Below are 16,574 nucleotides of genomic sequence, written 5' to 3'. Positions count from 1 at the left end.
ATCGAGGTGCCCTCGGTCAGGTTCAGGCCGCAGGGCTGGCAGTCGGGATTGTCGCGCAGGTCGACCGTGATCTTCCCGGCCGGGGCATCGACCGTGACATCGACCTTGACCGGGATGCCGTCCGGCACGCCCGGGAAGGGGTCGTGCGATGCCCGGATCACCCGGCGCCCGCTCTTCAGCCGGCCGATCGCGTCGACCATCTTCTTCTCAGAATAGTCGAACCAGGCCTCCGCATAGTTCTCAAGCACGTCCCAGCCGACCTCGCGGCCAAGGGCCAGCAGTTCCCGCTCGCCGATCCGCACCGAGCCCAGCGAGGCCAGGTAGTCGCCCCACCACTGCTCGGGCACGCGGATGCGCGCCTTGCACATCCGGATGATGTCGTCGTTGTTCTTATAGTCCGACTGGATCTTGGTCGCCGAGAAGATCAGCGCCCCTTCCTGGTACACGTCGACCACGTCGCCCAGATAGGTGGATGGCCGCGAGTTGCCGCAATCGGCCTGGTGCGCCTTGGCCAGCACGAAGAAGCGCAGGATCCCGTCGTCGTCGACCACTGGCACGATCAGGCAGTGGTCGGCGGCGTGCGAGTTGCCCTCGTAGGGGCTGTTGTGGAGGAAGCAGTCGCCGCGTTGCAGCACCGGATGGTGCTTCTTGACCGCCTGGCACATCAGGTCTGGTCCGATCAGCGTATGGATCGGCAGGCTCTCCGCCGCCGCCAGAAAGCGGCAGTCGGCGGTCAGGATCACGCAGGAGAAATCGTGCGCGGTGTTCAGGATGCCCGAGCGCGCGGTGCGGAACAGGGTGTTCTGCATCTTGCGCGCGATGCTCTCCATGCGGCTGGAGAGGATCGCAGTGCGCACGCCATCGCGGGCCTTCTGGGCAGCGGAAGCAGTCATGGTCGGCCTCCCGCTCAGAACGTGACCCGCAGGCCACCACCTTCGGTGCGCACTGCGGTGGTGTCCGGATCGACCACCACGGTGGTGAACGAGGATTCGATGACCGCCGGCCCCGTCACCGGCTCGTCCGCCGCCATCGCCTCGAACCGCACCACCGGCGCATCCACCCAGCCGGTGGCGGCGAAATAGATCTGGCGCCTGGACATCATCGGCCCGCTGCCTTCAGGCGTGGGCAGGCGGCCACTGCCGCCCTCGCGCAGCCGGCAGCGCACCTTGGTCCGCCAGGTGACGAACTCGACCTCCGAGTTGGGGTCGGAGATCTCGAAGATGTCCTTGTGCGTCGCGTGGAAGGCCTGCTTCAGCGCGTCCAGCTCCGCCTGGCCCTCGATCCGGCCCTTGGCCAGCGGTACCTCGATCTCCCAGATCTGGTGCGGATAGCGCGCTTCCACCGAGAACTCGGTGACGACCTCCAGCGCACCCTCGCCGGGCCCGGCGGCAAAGGCCTGGCAGCGGCTTTCCAGGTTCGCCAGCACCTCGTTCACGCTGTCGAACTGGAAACGGTCGCTCACCGTGAACAGCATCTGCGCATAGTCGGAGGACAGTTCCGACATCAGGGCGCCGGCGGCGCTGAGCACGGCTCCTGCCTCCGGGATGAGCACACCGGCGCAGCCCAGGCGCTTGCCGACCGCCACCGCGTTCAGGCCGGCGGCACCGCCGCCGCCGATCAGGATCGCGGTGGACGGGTCGATGCCCTGGTTGACCGTGATCTCGTCGATCGCGCCGACCATCTTCTCGGTGGCGAGCGCCAGGACGGCGGCCGCGGTCTCCTCGACCGAGAGGCCGAGCTTGTCCGCGACCTTTTCCTTGAGCGCCGCCACCGCCGCGTCGCGGTCCAGCGCCATCGTCCCGCCCAGGAAGAAGTCCGGGTCGATATAGCCCAGGATGATCGAGCAGTCGGTGACGGTCGGCTCCGTGCCGCCCTTGCCATAGGCGACCGGGCCGGGCGTGGAGCCGGCACTCTTGGGTCCGACTTGGAGCAGCCCGCCGGAATCGACCCAGGCGATCGAGCCGCCGCCGGCACCGATGCTCTTCACGTCCACCGACGGGAAGCCGGTCATGTGGCCGCGGAAGCGCTGGCCGAGCCAGGTCTCGCGGGTCCACGGGATCCGCCCGTCGCGCACCAGGCTCACGTCGTAGCTGGTGCCGCCGGTATCGGCCACGATCGCCACCGCGTTGCCGAAGTCGCGCTCGGCATAGTAGCGGCCGGCCACCGGTGCCATGGCCGGGCCGGAATTGATCGAATGGATGGGGGCGCGGGCCACCGCCTCGGCGTCCATGATGCCGCCGCCAGACGTGACCATCAGGGTGCGCCCGGCAAAGCCCGCCTCGCGCAGCCGGTTGGTGAGCCCGTTCAGGTACTTGAACATGAGCGGCTTCAGCGACGCGTCGATCACGGTCGCCGACGCGCGCCGGTACTCACGCAGGGTCGGGTTCAGGACGTGGGAGAGCGTCACCGAGACGTTCGGCAGGTGCTCGGCCAGGAGCTCGCCGATCCGGCGCTCGTGCTGGGCGTTCATCACCGACCAGAGCAGGCAGACGCCGACCGCCTCGACCTTCTGCTCCTTCAGCTTCTCGATGATCCGGAGGACTGCTGCCTCGTCCAGCGCCTGGACGACCTTGCCCGCGGCATTGATGCGCTCCGGCACCTCGAAGGTCAGGCGCCGCGGCACATAGGGCTCGGGATAGGGGACGGTGAAGTTGAACGGTTCGATCCGGCCGCCTTCCCGGATCACCAGCACGTCGCGATGGCCCTCGGTGGTGAGGAACGCCGTCTTCGCGGTGTTGCCGGTCAGGATCGCGTTGATCGCGCGGGTGGTGCCGTGGATGAACATCTGGCCGCGGGCCAGGAAGTCCTTGCGGTCCATGCCGTAATGCGCGGCAGCAAGCGCCAGCGCATCGAGCACGCCGCGCACCGGGTCGTCAGGGGTGGTGGACGCCTTGAACAGCCGGATCTCGTCGCCGTCCTCGACGACCAGATCGGTGAAAGTGCCGCCCGTATCGCAAGCCAAGCGCATCCCTGCTTTTCCCTCCCGACCTTTTCAGAAAAGGTAGCCACCGTGTGATCACAGTGGCAAGTGCCGCTGTGATCACGATGCAAGCGCTATGCCAGGGCAGGGCGCGATCGGCTGGCATGACCCGTGCTCTGGATCGGCCGGGCATGGGTTCAACAGGGGGACGTGATGGTCGCGAAGGTCATGCTGGAGGAGCTGCAGGCCCAGCAGGCGCTCGGGCAGGGTGTGGATCTCGCCGCCGATCTGGTGGCGACCACGCTGGGCCCGGCCGGGCGCGCCGTGCTGATCGAGCGGCCGTTCGCGACGCCCTTGCTGCTGCGCGACGGCTATGCGGTGCTGCAGCAGCTGGAGCGGGACGATCCGGCGGAGCAGATGGGCGTACGGGCGATGCGCGAGCTTGCCTGGCGCACGCTCGACCAGGTGGGCGACGGCACCAGCAGTGCCGTGATCATGGCCCGGGCCCTGCTCCGCGAGGGCCGGCGGGTGGTCCAGGCCGGCTTTGCCGCAGCCGAGCTGCAGGACGCGTTCGATCGCCAGGCAGGCCACGCGATCGCTGCCCTGGAAGCGCGTGCGATCACCGATCCCGATCAGGCGCAGCTCGCGCAGGTCGCAGCCCAGGCGGCCGGCGGCGACCTGTCTCTCGCGCGCAGGGTGGTCGAGGCCCATCTGGCGGCTGGTGCCGACGGGGTCGTGCAGGTGGAGGAAGGGCGCGGCAGCCGGGACGAGCTCGACGTGGCGCCTGGCCTGCATTTCGACCAGGGCTGGATCTCCGCGCATTTCGTCGAGGACCAGGAGACGCAGAGCGTCGAGATCGCGAACCCGTTGATCATCTTTCACCTGGGCGCGCTGACCGAGCTCGGGCCGATCCTCCCGGTGCTGGAAATGATCGCCAAGGCCGACCGCGGGCTGGTGCTGGTCGCCGACAGCGTCGGCGGCAATGCGCTCAGCACGCTGGTGGTCAACCGGCAACGCGCCGGCTTCAAGGTCGCGGCGGTCAAGGCACCCGGGACCGGCATCTGGCGGCAGCTCATGCTGGAAGACCTGGCGATCGCCACCGGGGGCATGGTGATCGGCGAGCAGATGGGCACTACGCTGGAGAAGCTGCGGCCGCACATGGCCGGACAGGCCCTGCGGATCCGGATCACCCGCACCGGCACCACGATCACCGGCGGCAAGGGCGATCCCGAGATGGTCCGGATCCGTGCCAATGAGATCCGCCAGGCCATCGCGCGGGAACGGCACCTGGCCTATGACCGCGAGCAGCATCAGCGCCGCCTCGCCAGGCTGGAGGCCGGCATCGCCACGCTGCGGATCGGCGGGATCACCGAGAGCGAGATCGCCGTGCGCCAGCGCCAGGCCAAGGCCGCCTCGGCCGCGGTGCAGGCCGCCCGATCAGGCGGCGTCATCCTGGGCGGCAGTGCTGCCTATCTGCGGGCCGGCCGACATTGCCTGGAAAACTGCGCGGACGACCCGCTGGAACGGTTGGCGGCACGAATCTTCGCTGCGGCACTGGCAGCGCCGCTTCGCCAGATCGCCGCCAATGCCGGCGGGGACGGGCGGATGGTGGCCTGGCAGCTGGCCGAACCGGATGCCGTTGGCCAGTGCTACGACGTCGGTGCCCGTGGCCTGCGGCCGGAAGCGGTGCTGGTGGACGCCCTGCCGGTGGCGCGCGCGGTGGTGCAGAACGCCGCCTCGACCGCGGCCCGGCTCCTGGGCGTGGCGGTCGCCATCACCTCGCGTGCCGCATGACGCCGCTCAAATAGGCGATTGCCTGAGATGTGATCACAGCATAGCTTTTTGGACAGGGAGGCGCGGGGATCCACCCCGCGATCATCAAGCAAGAATGCTCTGGCACAGCGGTTGCATGCTGTGATCACGGAGTGTGGAGGAACGCTTTCGGGCGTCCGGGTCTCTGCTGAAAGGTGCCGCATGCCGAATGGCCAGTCAGCCCTTGCAACCCCGACCATGGAGCGGGCGCCGGCCGCAGGCCGGGCCGCGGGCGCCGTGCCGGGCAGGGAGGGGCCAGCCAGGCAAGGGAATGTCCAGCCGATGCTGGAGGTCATCGATGCGGTGCACGCCTATGGCGACGTGGTGGCGCTGGACAATGTCACGGTCACCGCGGCGCCGGGCGAGTTCCTGACCATCCTGGGTGAGAGCGGCTCGGGCAAGACCACGCTGCTCCGCCTGATCTCCGGCCTGGAGAAGCCCTACAAGATCGGTGCCCTGCGCCTGAACGGGGTGGATGTCAGCGAGGTGCCGGCGTTCTCGCGCAACTGCACCACGGTGTTCCAGAACTACGCTTTGTTCCCGCACATGACGGTGGGCGCCAATGTCGAGTACGGCCTGCGGGTGCGCGGCGTGCCGCCGGCCGAGCGCCGCCAGCGGGCGCAGGACGCGCTGAAGCTGGTACGCTTGGCCGACAAGTACGACCGGCGCATCCACCAGCTCTCCGGCGGCGAGCGCCAGCGTGTGGCGCTGGCTCGCGCCCTGGTGCCCCGGCCGGCGATCCTCCTGCTCGACGAGCCCCTGGGCGCGCTGGACGAGAAGCTGCGGGTCGACATGCAGGTCGAGCTCATGGAGATCCACAAGTCTCTAGGCATGACCTTCGTCTACATCACCCACAGCCAGGAAGAAGCGCTGACGATGAGCGATCGCATCATCCTCATGCGCAAGGGCAGGATCGCGCAGGCCGGCACGCCGCACGAGATCTTCGACCGCCCGGTCAGCCGGTTCGTCGCCGGCTTCATGGGCGTGGAGAACCTGATGGAGGCGACGCTGGTTGGCCTGGACGGCGACGATGCCCTGGTCGAGGTCGACGGGCAGCGCATGGCCGGCGCCTGGTCGGGCCACACCAGGCCTGCGGTGGGCGACAAGGTCGTGGTCGGCATGCGCGCCGAGCGCCTGCACATCGCCGACCGGCCGCCGCAGGACCCGGGCCTGAACGTGCTGCCCGGGCGCCTCGACAGCGCGATCTACAAGGGCAAGTACCTGGACCGGACCGTGCTCACCGAGGTGGGGCCGATCAAGGTGCGCTTGTGGGATTCCTCCTCGTCCACCGCGGAGCAGGGCTTCGTCTGGTGGAAGAAGGCGGATTGCATGGTGATGAGCGCCTGACGCGGCGCAGGTCACCCTGCCGGATAACAGAGCCCTCCACCAGTCGAGCAGGGCCTTCAGCAACGAAAAGGGGAAGGAAACGCCGATGACGCAAGGGAAGTTCGATCCGCGCCTGTCACGCCGCAACTTCGTGGAGAGTGCGCTCTCTCTATCCGCGCTGACCGCGGCCGCCGCCACGCTCCCGGCAGCGCTCCCCGGCATGAGCCAGCAAGCCTGGGCCGCCGGCGCCCCGGTCAAGGGCTACGGTGTCACGACCGCCCAGCTGAAGGACTGGTCGATCATGACCAAGTCCAACGGCGTCACCATGGACTACACGCCGACCAATGCCGACATCGGCGTGTTCATGCGTGATGTGATGTCGAACGATCTGGGTGACACTCACGACTTCTTCATCTTCGATGGCGGTACCGAGGACGTGCTGGGGCCGGAAGGCTACTACGCGCCGATCGTCGAGGATCATCCCGAGCTGACCTTGTGGGCGCGCACGCCGGACACTTGGAAGCGCTCCGACCTGATCCGGGCCGACGACACCCAGTGGGGCGTGCCGGTGATCGGCAACGGCGACGCGTTCGGCTACTTCCCGGAAGTGATCGGCGCCAATCCGAACGGCCAGGACGAGATCCCCTGGACGACCTTCTTCGAGGGCGAGCAGGTCAAGGGCCGGGTCGCGATCGACCGCTCCTGGCTGCAGTCGATGAGCGAGACCGCCAACTTCCTCAAGCATCATGGCCGGGCGCAGATCGAGGACCCTGCCGACCTCACCCAGGAGGAGGCCCGCGCGGTCGCCGACTATCTGGTCGAGCGCAAGCAGGCCGGCCATTTCCGCACGATCTTCACCGCGTTCGAGGAGCAGGTCCAACTGCTCTCCAACAAGGAGATCGACATGATCAACTGTTGGGAGCCGGCGACCCGCGACGCGAACCTGGCACTCGGCCCCGGCACGGTGATCTACGCCTTCACCGTCGAGGGCTACTACAAGTGGGGCCACGGCGCCTACGTGGCGACCGCGGCGATGGACCGGGACAATGTCGACAACATCTACAAGGTCCTGAACTATTTCCTGGGCGGCGAGTACCGCGCCTATCAGGCCAAGGAGCGCGGCTATGCCGGCCCGAACATGGACCTGGGCGTGGAGTATGCCATCGAGCATGGCTGGCCGCAGGAGGACGTCGACCTCCTGAAATACACGGCCGAGAAGGTCGAGAGGAAGTTCGAGAAGCCGTTCTGGGGCAAGACCACGCCGTCCAATGCGGACGTCATGGAAGAAGAGTGGCAGCGTTTCCTCAACGCCTGAACCGAGTGCCGGCCCGGTGCCGCCGGGCCGGCCAGCCTCTCTACTGACACCACGGGAGCATGACGGATGGCGGCAGCCGCGATCCCGACAAGACGAGCCTGGAGCCGGCGGATGCTGGACCGGCTGACGCCCTCGGGCGTCGCCGTGCCGGCCTTCCTGATCACCTGGTCGCTGGTGGTCATCCTGCCGCTGCTGGTCATCGTCCTGTTCAGCTTTCTGCAGGTGAAGTCCTACCGGGTCGTGTACCTGCCGACCCTGGGCACCTGGGAATCGGTGATCGATTCGGGCCGCTGGATCGTAGCGGTGCGCACCCTGCGCATCGCCATCACCATGACGCTGATCGAGCTGCTCCTGGCCTTCCCGTTCGCGCTCTGGCTGGCCAAGGGCTGCAAGTCCAAGCCGGCCAAGGCCATCATCATCACGCTGCTGACGATCCCGTTCTTCCTGGACACCTCGTCGCGGATCATCGTCTGGCGCTCGATCCTGGGCACCAACGGCATCGTCAACACCGTGCTGACCTCGCTGGGCATCGTGGACGAGCCGATCAGCTGGCTGCTCTACTCGGAATTCGCCGTCCATTTCGGCATGCTCGGGTCCTACTTCCCGACCATGGTGTTCCCGATCTTCATGATCATGTCGCTGATCGATGACGACTATCTCCAGGCGAGCAGCGACCTGGGCGCCAGCCCCGGCCAGACCCTGCTCTACGTGATCCTGCCCATGTCCCTGCCGGGCGTGGTCGCGGGCGTGGTGTTCACCCTGGTGCCGCTGATGGCGGCCTTCGTCGAACCGCAGATGCTGGGCGGCGGCTTCGTCAACCTGCTCGGCAACTCGGTGAACTCGGCCCTCCAGGAACTGAAATACCCGACCGCCGCAGCCCTCTCGACCATCGTGGTGGTGCTGCTCGGCGTCTGCCTGGCGGCGCTGATCCTGATCACCCGAAAGCGCTTCGACATGTCCACCATGTTCCAGGCGATCCGCCGATGATCGGCACTTCCGACCTGCCCACCCTGGCGCTGATCGACGAGCGCCAGCTGGCCGACAGCAGCCGGTTCTGGCGCCGTGTCAGCCGCTGGAAGGGCTGGCCCGCCACTGCCAAGTGGCTGGGCTTCTTCGCGATCGCCATGATCTACGTGCCGCTGGTCTGGCTGGCGGTCATGTCGATCTCGCAAAGCCCGCTGTCCGGCATTCCCTATCCGCTCACCACGGCCAATTACGCGGCGCTGGCGGCCGATTCACGCTGGATCCCGCCTTTGCAGGTCAGCCTGGTGATGAGCACGCTGGTGGCGATCGTCTGCATGGTGATCGCCACCATGGTCGGCCGCTCGATCACCCGGATGCGCCGGCCGGGCGGCGTCCTGCTCCTGACGCTTCTGCCCCTGTTCGTGCCGGGCCTGACCATGGGCGCTGCCCTGTTCATCTTCCTGCGCACCATGCTCGGGCTGAAGATGGGCTACTGGTCGATCTTCGTTGCCCAGCTGGTCTGGGCGCTGCCGTTCGCGCTGCTGCTGGTCCTGGTGATCGCCAGCCGGTTCGACCTGCGCCTGCTGGAAGCGGCCGAGGACCTGGGTGCCACGCCGTGGCGGCGCTTCTGGGACATCGAGATGCCGATCCTGCGGCCGGGCGTATTCGGTGCGGGTGTGTTCGGCTTCCTCCTGTCGTTCAACGAGCTGCTGCGCTCTTTGTTCCTGCGCGGCGTCGAGACGACCATGCCGATCTACAACTGGGCGATGGCCGCCTCGCAGCAGTCCCAGGTGCCGATCATCTTCTCGCTCGCGACCATCATCCTGGTGGTCACCCTGCCGGTCATGGGCGTGTTCTTCTGGTTCCTGTTCGTCAAGCTCGACCGCAGCTGATCCGGCTGCGGCGGCGCCGGCGTTGACGTCCTGGCTCCGGAAGGAGCACAACTGTGATCACAGCGCGATTTGGCAGCGCCAGCGCGCTATCTCCTAGAAAGTGGAAGAACCGATGCTGGATGCGCTGGACGAACGCGCCAACTACAGCCTGGAAGACATGGATCGGAACAGCCTGTTCCATCCGCTGACCTCCATCGCCACCCACATGGACAAGGGACCGGCGATCATGGACGGGGCGAAGGGTGCCCGCCTCCGTGATCACAGCGGCAACGAGCTGGTCGACTGCTCCGGCGGCCTGTGGTGCGTGAACATCGGCTATGGCCGGCCCGAGATCGCCGAGGCCGCCAAGCAGGCCGTGCTCGACCTCAACTACTGGCACCTGTTCGGCTCGGCCTCCAACGAGGCGACCATCCGCCTGGCGGACAAGGTCCTGAACCTGTTCCACGAGCACGCCAACGCCCGGCACCTCAAGCGGGTGTTCTTCGGCACCTCCGGCTCGGACGCGAACGACACCAACTACAAGCTGGTGCGCTACTACGCGAACCTGCGCGGCAAGCCCGAGAAGTGCAAGATCATCTCGCGACAGGGCGCCTATCACGGCCTGACCGCGGCGGCCGCCACGCTCACCGGCATCTCCTCCTACCATAAGGCGTGGAGCCTGCCGGACACCGGCGTCATCCATACGAGCTGCCCGCACTACTTCCGCTTCGCCGAGGATGGCGAGAGCGAGGAGGCGTTCACGGACCGGATGATCGCCGAGATCGCCGCGATCATCGAGCGGGAAGGGCCCGAGACGATCGGCGCCTTCATCGCCGAGCCGATCATGGGCACGGGCGGCGTGCTGATGCCGCCGAAGGGCTATTTCGCCAAGCTCCAGCCGCTCCTGGACCAGCACGACATCCTGCTGATCGCGGACGAGGTGATCACCGGGTTCGGCCGCACCGGCCAGTGGTTCGGCACCGGGCTCTACGAGCTCAAGCCCGACATCGTGACGCTCGCCAAGGGCATCACCAGCGCCTACTTCCCGGTCTCTGCCTCGGTGATCTCCGAGCGGATCTGGAACGTGCTGGAGCATGCCTCGCCGGAATACGGGCCGGTGATGCACGGCTTCACCTATTCCGGCCATCCGGTCGGCGCCGCGGTGGGCCTGGCCAACATCGCGATTCTCGAGAACGAGAACATGGTGAGCAATGCCGCCACCGTGGGCGCCTATCTGCTGGACGGGCTGAAGTCGCGCCTGGCCGAGCATCCCTACGTGGGTGAGGTGCGCGGTGCCGGCCTGATGATCGGCGTGGAGTTCACCGCCGACCGCGCCAGGCGGACCCCGTTCCATGCCGCCAGCAACGTCCATCGCCTGGTCGCGGGCAAGGCGGTGGATCACGGGCTGATGGTCCGGGCGCTGCCGTTCATCGAGGTCGTGTCCTTCTCGCCGCCGCTCTGCATCACCAAGGCCGAGTGCGACCTGGCGGTGGATCGCTTCGCCGCGGCGATCGACGATCTGACGCCGAAGATGACGGAACTGGCCAAGGCGTCCTGACGCGGCCTCCCAGCGGCCGCGGCGGGAAACGCTGCGGCCGTGTTTCATGAGCGTCCTGCCCGGCACCGGCCGGTTGCGGGCGGTGCCGGGCGACGCGATGCTGTCGCCCGGCCTGCTCGAGCCTGGCTGGACGAATGCATGCACGAGGTCTCGAAGACGTTCATGACTGCCCTTCTGCAGCCTGCCGGGCACCCCCCCGCCACCATCGACCGGACCGATGCCGCGCCTGGGGACGAGAACACGCTCGGGCAGCAGGTCTATCTCGACCTGGAACTGCGCATTCTTTCCGGTCACCTCCTGCCCGGCGACAAGGTGAGCCTGCGCAAGCTGGCGACCACGTTCCAGACCAGCATGCAGCCAGTGCGCGAGGCGGTCGGCCGGCTGGTGGCCGCCTCGGCGCTGGAGGTGACCCAGTCGCGCTCCATCCGCGTGCCGCCGATCGAGCGGCCGATCGTCGACGAGATCTGGTCCACGCGGCTGCTGCTCGAGGGCGAGGCTGCCGCGAGGTTCGCGGCCCGGAACGTACCCGAGGAGGCGCGCGCCCTGTTCGCCAAGACCAGGACGATGCGCTCCTCCCGGTTCGGCATCGACTTCCATCAGACCGTGCTGGGCCTGATGGAGTGGAACCGGCGGCTGCTGGACGGCTCGGCGGCTCCCATCCTGATCGACATCGTCCACCGCCTGCACCTGCGCTATGCGCCGTTCCTGGCGCTGGCGATGAGCGTGGACCAGCCGCATGACCCGGAGTTCCTCCAGTTCACCCTGCACATGCAGGACGAGCTGGGCCTGGCGATCGAGACCGGCGACGTCGCGGCCGCCCGGCATCTGCGCTGTGCCGACATGCGCTCCTTCCAGCGCTACCTCTACCGCCGCATGGGCTGGTAGGCTCCGGCCGGCAGCTTGGTGCAGGAGCGGGCAGGGGAGCGCGCGATGCAGGTCTTCGATGCCGAACAGGTGCACCGCCTGCTCGACTATCCCGCGCTGGTGGCGGCCCTGCGCCGGGCGCACCGGGGCGGGATGCCTGATACCCACCGCACGGTCATGGCCGAGCCCGGCGGCGGGCCCGATCGGTTCGTCGCCCTGTCCGCCTGGGCGGCCGGGGAGATGATCGCGGTGAAACTGGTCGGCGTGTTCCCGGGCAATCTCGCTCTGCCGGTGCCGGAACCCTCGGTGCAGGGGCTGGTGGCATTGTTCGACGGCCGGACCGGCGCCCCGCTGCTGGCCGCCGACGGTGCGGCCATGACCTTCCGCAAGACCGCGGCGGATTCGGCGCTGGGCGTCGACTGCCTGGCCCGCGCCGATGCCGAGACCCTGCTGATCGTCGGTGCCGGCGGGCTCGCTCCCCATGTGGCACTGGCGCATACCAGTGTGCGGCCATCCCTGCGCCGGGTCCTGATCTGGAACCGCACGTCCGGGCGGGCCCGCGCCGTGGCCGACGGGCTGGACCTGGACGCGGTGCGGGTGGAGGTGGCGGCCGACCTGGAGCTGGCGACCGCCCAAGCCGACATCATCACCACCGTGACCATGTCGACCACGCCGCTGGTGCAGGGCGACCTCTTGCGGCCCGGCACCCATGTCGACCTGATCGGTGCCTACCTGCCCGAGATGCGCGAATCCGACGACGCGGTGATCCGACGTGGCCGGCTGTTCGTCGACACCTATGCCGAGTGCGACCGCTGCGGCGACCTGGGCCAGCCGATCGCCCGAGGCCTGATCACCCTGGAGGCGATCGAGGCCGACCTGTTCCAGCTCTGCCAGGGCAGGCATCCGGGCAGGACCTCGCCGGACGACATCACGGTCTTCAAGAACTCGGGCGGCGCCCATCTCGACCTGTTCACCGCCCGCCACCTGATCGCCCAGGGCCGCGCCCAAGTTCGGGCTTGACGGGCAGGGGTGCCGGCAGCATCGCCGGCTCGGCTTATGCGCGGTGAGCTCCGCGTAATGCACTGGCCTGCCGTGGCGGCCTCCCGCGCGCCTGGGGAACCATGCTTCGAGAATTCTTCGCCTACTACCGTCCGCACCGGCGGCTGTTCATGCTCGACTTCGGCTGCGCGGTGCTGTCCGGCCTGCTGGAGCTGGGCTTCCCGATCGCGGTGAAGATCTATGTCGACATGCTGCTGCCCGGCCAGCAATGGCTGCCGATCCTGCTGGCGGCCGCAGCCTTGCTGCTGGTCTACCTGCTCAACACCGGCCTGATGGCGATCGTGAACTATTGGGGCCACGTGCTCGGGATCAACATCGAGACCGAGATGCGCCGCCGTGCGTTCGACCATCTGCAGAAGCTGTCGTTCCGCTTCTACGACAACCAGAAGACCGGCCATCTGGTGGCCAGGGTCACCAAGGACCTGGAGGAGATCGGCGAGGTCGCCCATCACGGGCCCGAGGACCTGTTCATCGCGGTGATGACCTTCATCGGCGCCTTCGCCCTGATGGTCTGGGTCCATCCGCCCCTGGCCCTGCTCACCGCCCTGATCATCCCGGTCGCCGTGTTCGTGACCGCCCATTATGGCGGGCGGATGACCCGCAACTGGCGGGCCCAGTTCGGCCGGGTCGGCGCGTTCAATGCCCGGATCGAGGAGAATATCGGCGGCATGCGGGTGGTGCAGGCGTTCGCCAACGAGGAGCACGAGCGCCGGCTGTTCGCCAAGGACAACGCGCTGTACCGGGCGACCAAGCTCGACGCCTACAAGATCATGTCGGCCAGCATGACCATCAACTATCTGGGCATGCGCCTCGTCCAGCTCGTGGTGATGCTGGCCGGGACCTATTTCGTGGTGACCGGCGGGCTATCGGTCGGCGGCTTCGTCAGCTTCCTCCTGCTGATCGGCGTGTTCTACCGCCCGCTCGACAAGATCACCGCGGTGATCGAGACCTACCCCAAGGGGATCGCCGGCTTTCGCCGCTATTCGGAGCTGCTGGCCACGGAGCCCGACATCGCCGACCGGCCGGATGCCGTGCCGGCACCGCCGCTGGCCGGCGAGATCCGCTTCGAGCACGTCACCTTCGGCTACGGGACGGCGCGGCCGGTGCTGCGCGACATCTCGCTCGCGATCGGGGCCGGCGAGACCGTCGCGTTCGTGGGGCCCTCGGGTGCCGGCAAGACCACGCTCTGCTCGCTGGTACCGCGCTTCTACGACGTCGACGCCGGGCGGATCACGATCGACGGCATCGACATCCGCGACCTGACCCTGGAATCGCTGCGCCGGCAGATCGGCATCGTGCAGCAGGACGTGTTCCTGTTCGCGGGCACCATCCGCGAGAACATCGCCTATGGCCGGCTGGATGCCAGCGAGGCTGAGATCCTGGCTGCCGTGCGCCGGGCACGGCTGGAAGAGCTGATCGCCAGCCTGCCGGACGGGCTGGACACGGTGGTGGGCGAGCGGGGCGTGAAGCTGTCGGGCGGGCAGAAGCAGCGCCTCGCGATCGCCCGGATCTTCCTGAAGGACCCGCCGATCCTGATCCTGGACGAGGCGACCTCGGCACTCGACACCGCGACCGAGCAGGCGATCCAGCGCTCCCTGCACGAATTGTCGCTGGGACGGACCACGCTCGTGATCGCCCACCGCCTGTCCACCATCCGCAACGCCGACCGGATCGTGGTGATGACCGAGGATGGCATCGCGGAACAGGGGCGGCACACCGAGCTGGTGGGGGCTGGCGGGATCTACCAGCAGCTCCACGAGGCCCAGCATGCGGTCGAGATCGGCCGGCTGCCGCCGGATGGATTGACCGCCTGACCCCTCTGCCCGGAACAAAAGCGTCCCGTTACTGTTGATCCGTGTGGAACCCGCGGGGCCGGACGTTCGCTTCACGGTGGCGACCGGCCATCATGGCGCCACCGATGGATCGGACCGAACAGCGACGGGACACTATCGTGTCAGCAGCAGACGATCTTCTTCTCGATGCCCCGGTCACGTCGACCGCGCAGGCGACCGGCTCGCCGCGGATCTACTATGTCCACCCGCTGGTGGCCGGGCCGCTCGAGCGCTGGAGCGAGCTGCTCGATCACGCGGCGGATCTGGGCTTCGACACGGTGCTGACCGCACCGCCCTTCCTGCCCGGGCATGGCCAGAGCGTGTTCCTGCCCAAGGACATGGACCAGCTCCATCCGGCCCTGGGCGGTGGCAATGCCGACGAGGCGCTGGCGAGGCTCGCCGACGAGGCGGGCCAGCGCGGCCTGCGGCTGATGGTCGACCTGGTGGTGGACCGGGTGGCGCGCGACAGCCGGTTCGCCATCGATTCCGGCCTCGCCAATGCCGGGGTCGACGTGCTCGACCCGCGCCGTGACCCGGCCGAGCGCGAAGGCCTGCTCCTGTTCTTCAACGACGATCCGCAGCAGCACCCCTTTCTCGGCATGCTGGCCGAGCGGCTGGGCCGCCTCGTCCAGGCAGGTATCAGCGGCTTTCGCTGCCTCCATTGGGACCGGGTGCCCGAGGCGGGCCTGCGCCTGCTGGTCGAGGCCGGCCGTGCCGCCGGCCAGGACACGCGCTTTCTCGCCTGGACGCCCGGGACCACGTTCGAGGCACGCAGCGTACTGAAGCCCGCCGGCTTCGATGGCGCCTTCTCGTCCTTATGCTGGTGGAACCTGCGCGACAGCTGGCTGGTGGACGAGCACGAACTGCACCGGGCGATCGGCGACGACATCGGCTTCCCCGAGGCGCCGTTCGACAAGCGCGTGACCCACGAGGTGGAGCCCGACCTCGTGCTGCAGCGCCGCGCCGTGCGGGCGCTGCGGCTGGCCGCCGCCCTGGGCGACGGGCTGCTGGTGCCGATGGGCTTCGAGTTCGGCAGCCGGGTACGGCTGGATCCGGCGGGTGGCGACGGGCGGGGCCTGGCCGGCCTGCGCGAGCAGGGCAACCTGGACCTGGTGGCGGAAGTGCGGGCGGCCAACCGGCTGGTGGCCGAGGCAGGTGCCGCCCTGCGCGGCCATCCGCTGCTCTTGACCCGCGACGACACCGCACCCTTCACCGCGATCCTGCGCACCGATGCCCCCGATGCCCGCCGGGCGGGGCGGGCCTGGCTGGTGCTGGCCAATGCCGATCTGGCCCGGACGACGCCTGCGGATGCCGACATCATCGCCACCGATGCCGGCGCCAGGTTCTTCCCGTTCCGGGCGGAGGAGGCGGGCCTGGAGCTGCCGCCCGGCGAGAGCATCCTGCTGGAGCCGGGCGAGGCGCGGGTCCTGACCGGCCGGGCCAGCGACATGATCCGCGGCGTCGTGAGCGTGCCGGACGTGGCGGCCGCGGTCGCGTCGCCGCGCCTGATCATCGAGAAGGTCACGCCCGCGGTGGACGACGGCGCCTTCCCGGCCAAGCGCATCGTCGGCCGGGCCGTGGAGGTGGAAGCCGACATCTTCGGCGACGGGCACGACGTGCTCCAGGCGGCCCTCCTGTGGCGGCCGCTCGACCAGGCGGAATGGCAGGAAGTGCGCATGAAGCTGGTCGTGAACGACCGCTGGACGGCCAGCTTCCCGCTGGAGCGGGTCGGCCGCTACGAGTTCGCGGTGGAGGCGTGGCGCGATCCGTTCGCCATCTTCCGCTACGAGCTGGAAAAGAAGCACGCCGCCGGGCTGGACGTGACCCTGGAGCTGGAGGAAGGCCGGCTCCTGGTGGAGGCGGCGCTGGACGGGGCGCAGGGCGAGGTCGCGGGGCAGGTCCGGGGGCTGGCCGAGCGGCTGGCGCGCGCGGACTATGACAGCCGCCTGGCCATCCTGATGGGCAGTGAAGCGGCGGACGTGATGACCCGGGCCGACCGCCGCCAGTTCCGGCTGCGCTCGCGCAGCTATGCGGTGGATTCCGAGCGCACCGG

Annotated in this window: 12 protein-coding genes; 10 read left to right on the top strand and 2 right to left on the bottom strand. The window is 68.5% G+C overall.

Features of this window, described 5'->3' with window-relative positions; translation table 11 throughout:
- Together VNS22_RS20775 and VNS22_RS20770 are read right to left on the bottom strand one after the other, a co-directional pair.
- The coding region (locus VNS22_RS20775) for a hydantoinase B/oxoprolinase family protein (RefSeq protein ID WP_325735837.1) at positions 1-893 on the bottom strand (893 nt) is incomplete at its 3' end.
- A 14-nt stretch (positions 894-907) separates the two neighbouring features.
- Positions 908-2,968 carry a hydantoinase/oxoprolinase family protein gene (locus tag VNS22_RS20770; protein ID WP_325735835.1) on the bottom strand — a complete coding sequence of 687 codons (2,061 nt, stop codon included), beginning with the start codon at positions 2,966-2,968 and terminating at the stop codon, positions 908-910.
- 165 nt (positions 2,969-3,133) lie between these two features.
- On the opposite strand from VNS22_RS20770, the gene groEL reads away from it, so the two are divergent.
- From groEL to VNS22_RS20720, 10 genes are all read left to right on the top strand, one after another.
- Positions 3,134-4,714 carry a chaperonin GroEL gene (gene groEL / locus VNS22_RS20765; protein WP_325735833.1) on the top strand — a complete coding sequence of 527 codons (1,581 nt, stop codon included), beginning with the start codon at positions 3,134-3,136 and terminating at the stop codon, positions 4,712-4,714.
- A 300-nt stretch (positions 4,715-5,014) separates the two neighbouring features.
- Positions 5,015-6,079, top strand: coding sequence for an ABC transporter ATP-binding protein (locus VNS22_RS20760; protein ID WP_325735832.1), 1,065 nt, complete (start codon positions 5,015-5,017; stop codon positions 6,077-6,079).
- Positions 6,080-6,164: 85 nt separating this feature from the next.
- A complete protein-coding gene (locus tag VNS22_RS20755) occupies positions 6,165-7,373 on the top strand; it encodes a hypothetical protein (RefSeq protein WP_325735831.1) in 1,209 nt (402 codons plus the stop codon).
- Positions 7,374-7,439: 66 nt separating this feature from the next.
- Positions 7,440-8,360: an ABC transporter permease gene (locus tag VNS22_RS20750; RefSeq protein WP_325735829.1), complete on the top strand. Its 921-nt coding sequence runs from the start codon at positions 7,440-7,442 to the stop codon at positions 8,358-8,360.
- Positions 8,357-9,229: an ABC transporter permease gene (locus VNS22_RS20745; RefSeq protein WP_325735827.1), complete on the top strand. Its 873-nt coding sequence runs from the start codon at positions 8,357-8,359 to the stop codon at positions 9,227-9,229. Before VNS22_RS20750 ends, VNS22_RS20745 begins: the two co-directional genes overlap by 4 nt.
- A gap of 112 nt (positions 9,230-9,341) precedes the next feature.
- The gene (locus VNS22_RS20740) at positions 9,342-10,766 is read left to right on the top strand and encodes an aminotransferase (RefSeq protein WP_325735825.1); all 1,425 of its coding nucleotides are present in this window, start codon (positions 9,342-9,344) and stop codon (positions 10,764-10,766) included.
- A 162-nt stretch (positions 10,767-10,928) separates the two neighbouring features.
- Positions 10,929-11,651, top strand: a complete 723-nt coding sequence (locus VNS22_RS20735) for a GntR family transcriptional regulator (protein WP_325735823.1) — start codon at positions 10,929-10,931, stop codon at positions 11,649-11,651.
- Positions 11,652-11,696: 45 nt separating this feature from the next.
- A complete protein-coding gene (locus VNS22_RS20730; protein ID WP_325735821.1) occupies positions 11,697-12,650 on the top strand; it encodes an ornithine cyclodeaminase in 954 nt (317 codons plus the stop codon).
- 101 nt (positions 12,651-12,751) lie between these two features.
- Entirely contained in the window at positions 12,752-14,503 is a 1,752-nt protein-coding gene (locus tag VNS22_RS20725) for an ABC transporter ATP-binding protein (protein ID WP_325735819.1), read from the top strand.
- Between the two features lie 137 nt (positions 14,504-14,640).
- Positions 14,641-16,574, top strand: a 1,934-nt coding sequence (locus tag VNS22_RS20720; protein WP_325735817.1) for a maltotransferase domain-containing protein, incomplete at its 3' end; no start/stop codon positions are given.

The sequence above is a fragment of the Geminicoccus sp. genome, assembly GCF_035556675.1.
Classification (GTDB): domain Bacteria; phylum Pseudomonadota; class Alphaproteobacteria; order Geminicoccales; family Geminicoccaceae; genus Geminicoccus.
This window is presented reverse-complemented; position numbering and strand designations above follow the sequence as displayed.

Coding starts and splice junctions, on each gene's coding strand:
- VNS22_RS20745 (WP_325735827.1), top strand. CDS start 8,357: ATGATCGGCACTTCCGACCTGCCCACCCTGGCGCTGATCGACGAGCGC.
- VNS22_RS20730 (WP_325735821.1), top strand. CDS start 11,697: ATGCAGGTCTTCGATGCCGAACAGGTGCACCGCCTGCTCGACTATCCC.
- VNS22_RS20740 (WP_325735825.1), top strand. CDS start 9,342: ATGCTGGATGCGCTGGACGAACGCGCCAACTACAGCCTGGAAGACATG.
- VNS22_RS20755 (WP_325735831.1), top strand. CDS start 6,165: ATGACGCAAGGGAAGTTCGATCCGCGCCTGTCACGCCGCAACTTCGTG.
- VNS22_RS20750 (WP_325735829.1), top strand. CDS start 7,440: ATGGCGGCAGCCGCGATCCCGACAAGACGAGCCTGGAGCCGGCGGATG.
- VNS22_RS20725 (WP_325735819.1), top strand. CDS start 12,752: ATGCTTCGAGAATTCTTCGCCTACTACCGTCCGCACCGGCGGCTGTTC.
- VNS22_RS20770 (WP_325735835.1), bottom strand. CDS start 2,968: ATGCGCTTGGCTTGCGATACGGGCGGCACTTTCACCGATCTGGTCGTC.
- VNS22_RS20735 (WP_325735823.1), top strand. CDS start 10,929: ATGACTGCCCTTCTGCAGCCTGCCGGGCACCCCCCCGCCACCATCGAC.
- VNS22_RS20760 (WP_325735832.1), top strand. CDS start 5,015: ATGCTGGAGGTCATCGATGCGGTGCACGCCTATGGCGACGTGGTGGCG.
- groEL (WP_325735833.1), top strand. CDS start 3,134: ATGGTCGCGAAGGTCATGCTGGAGGAGCTGCAGGCCCAGCAGGCGCTC.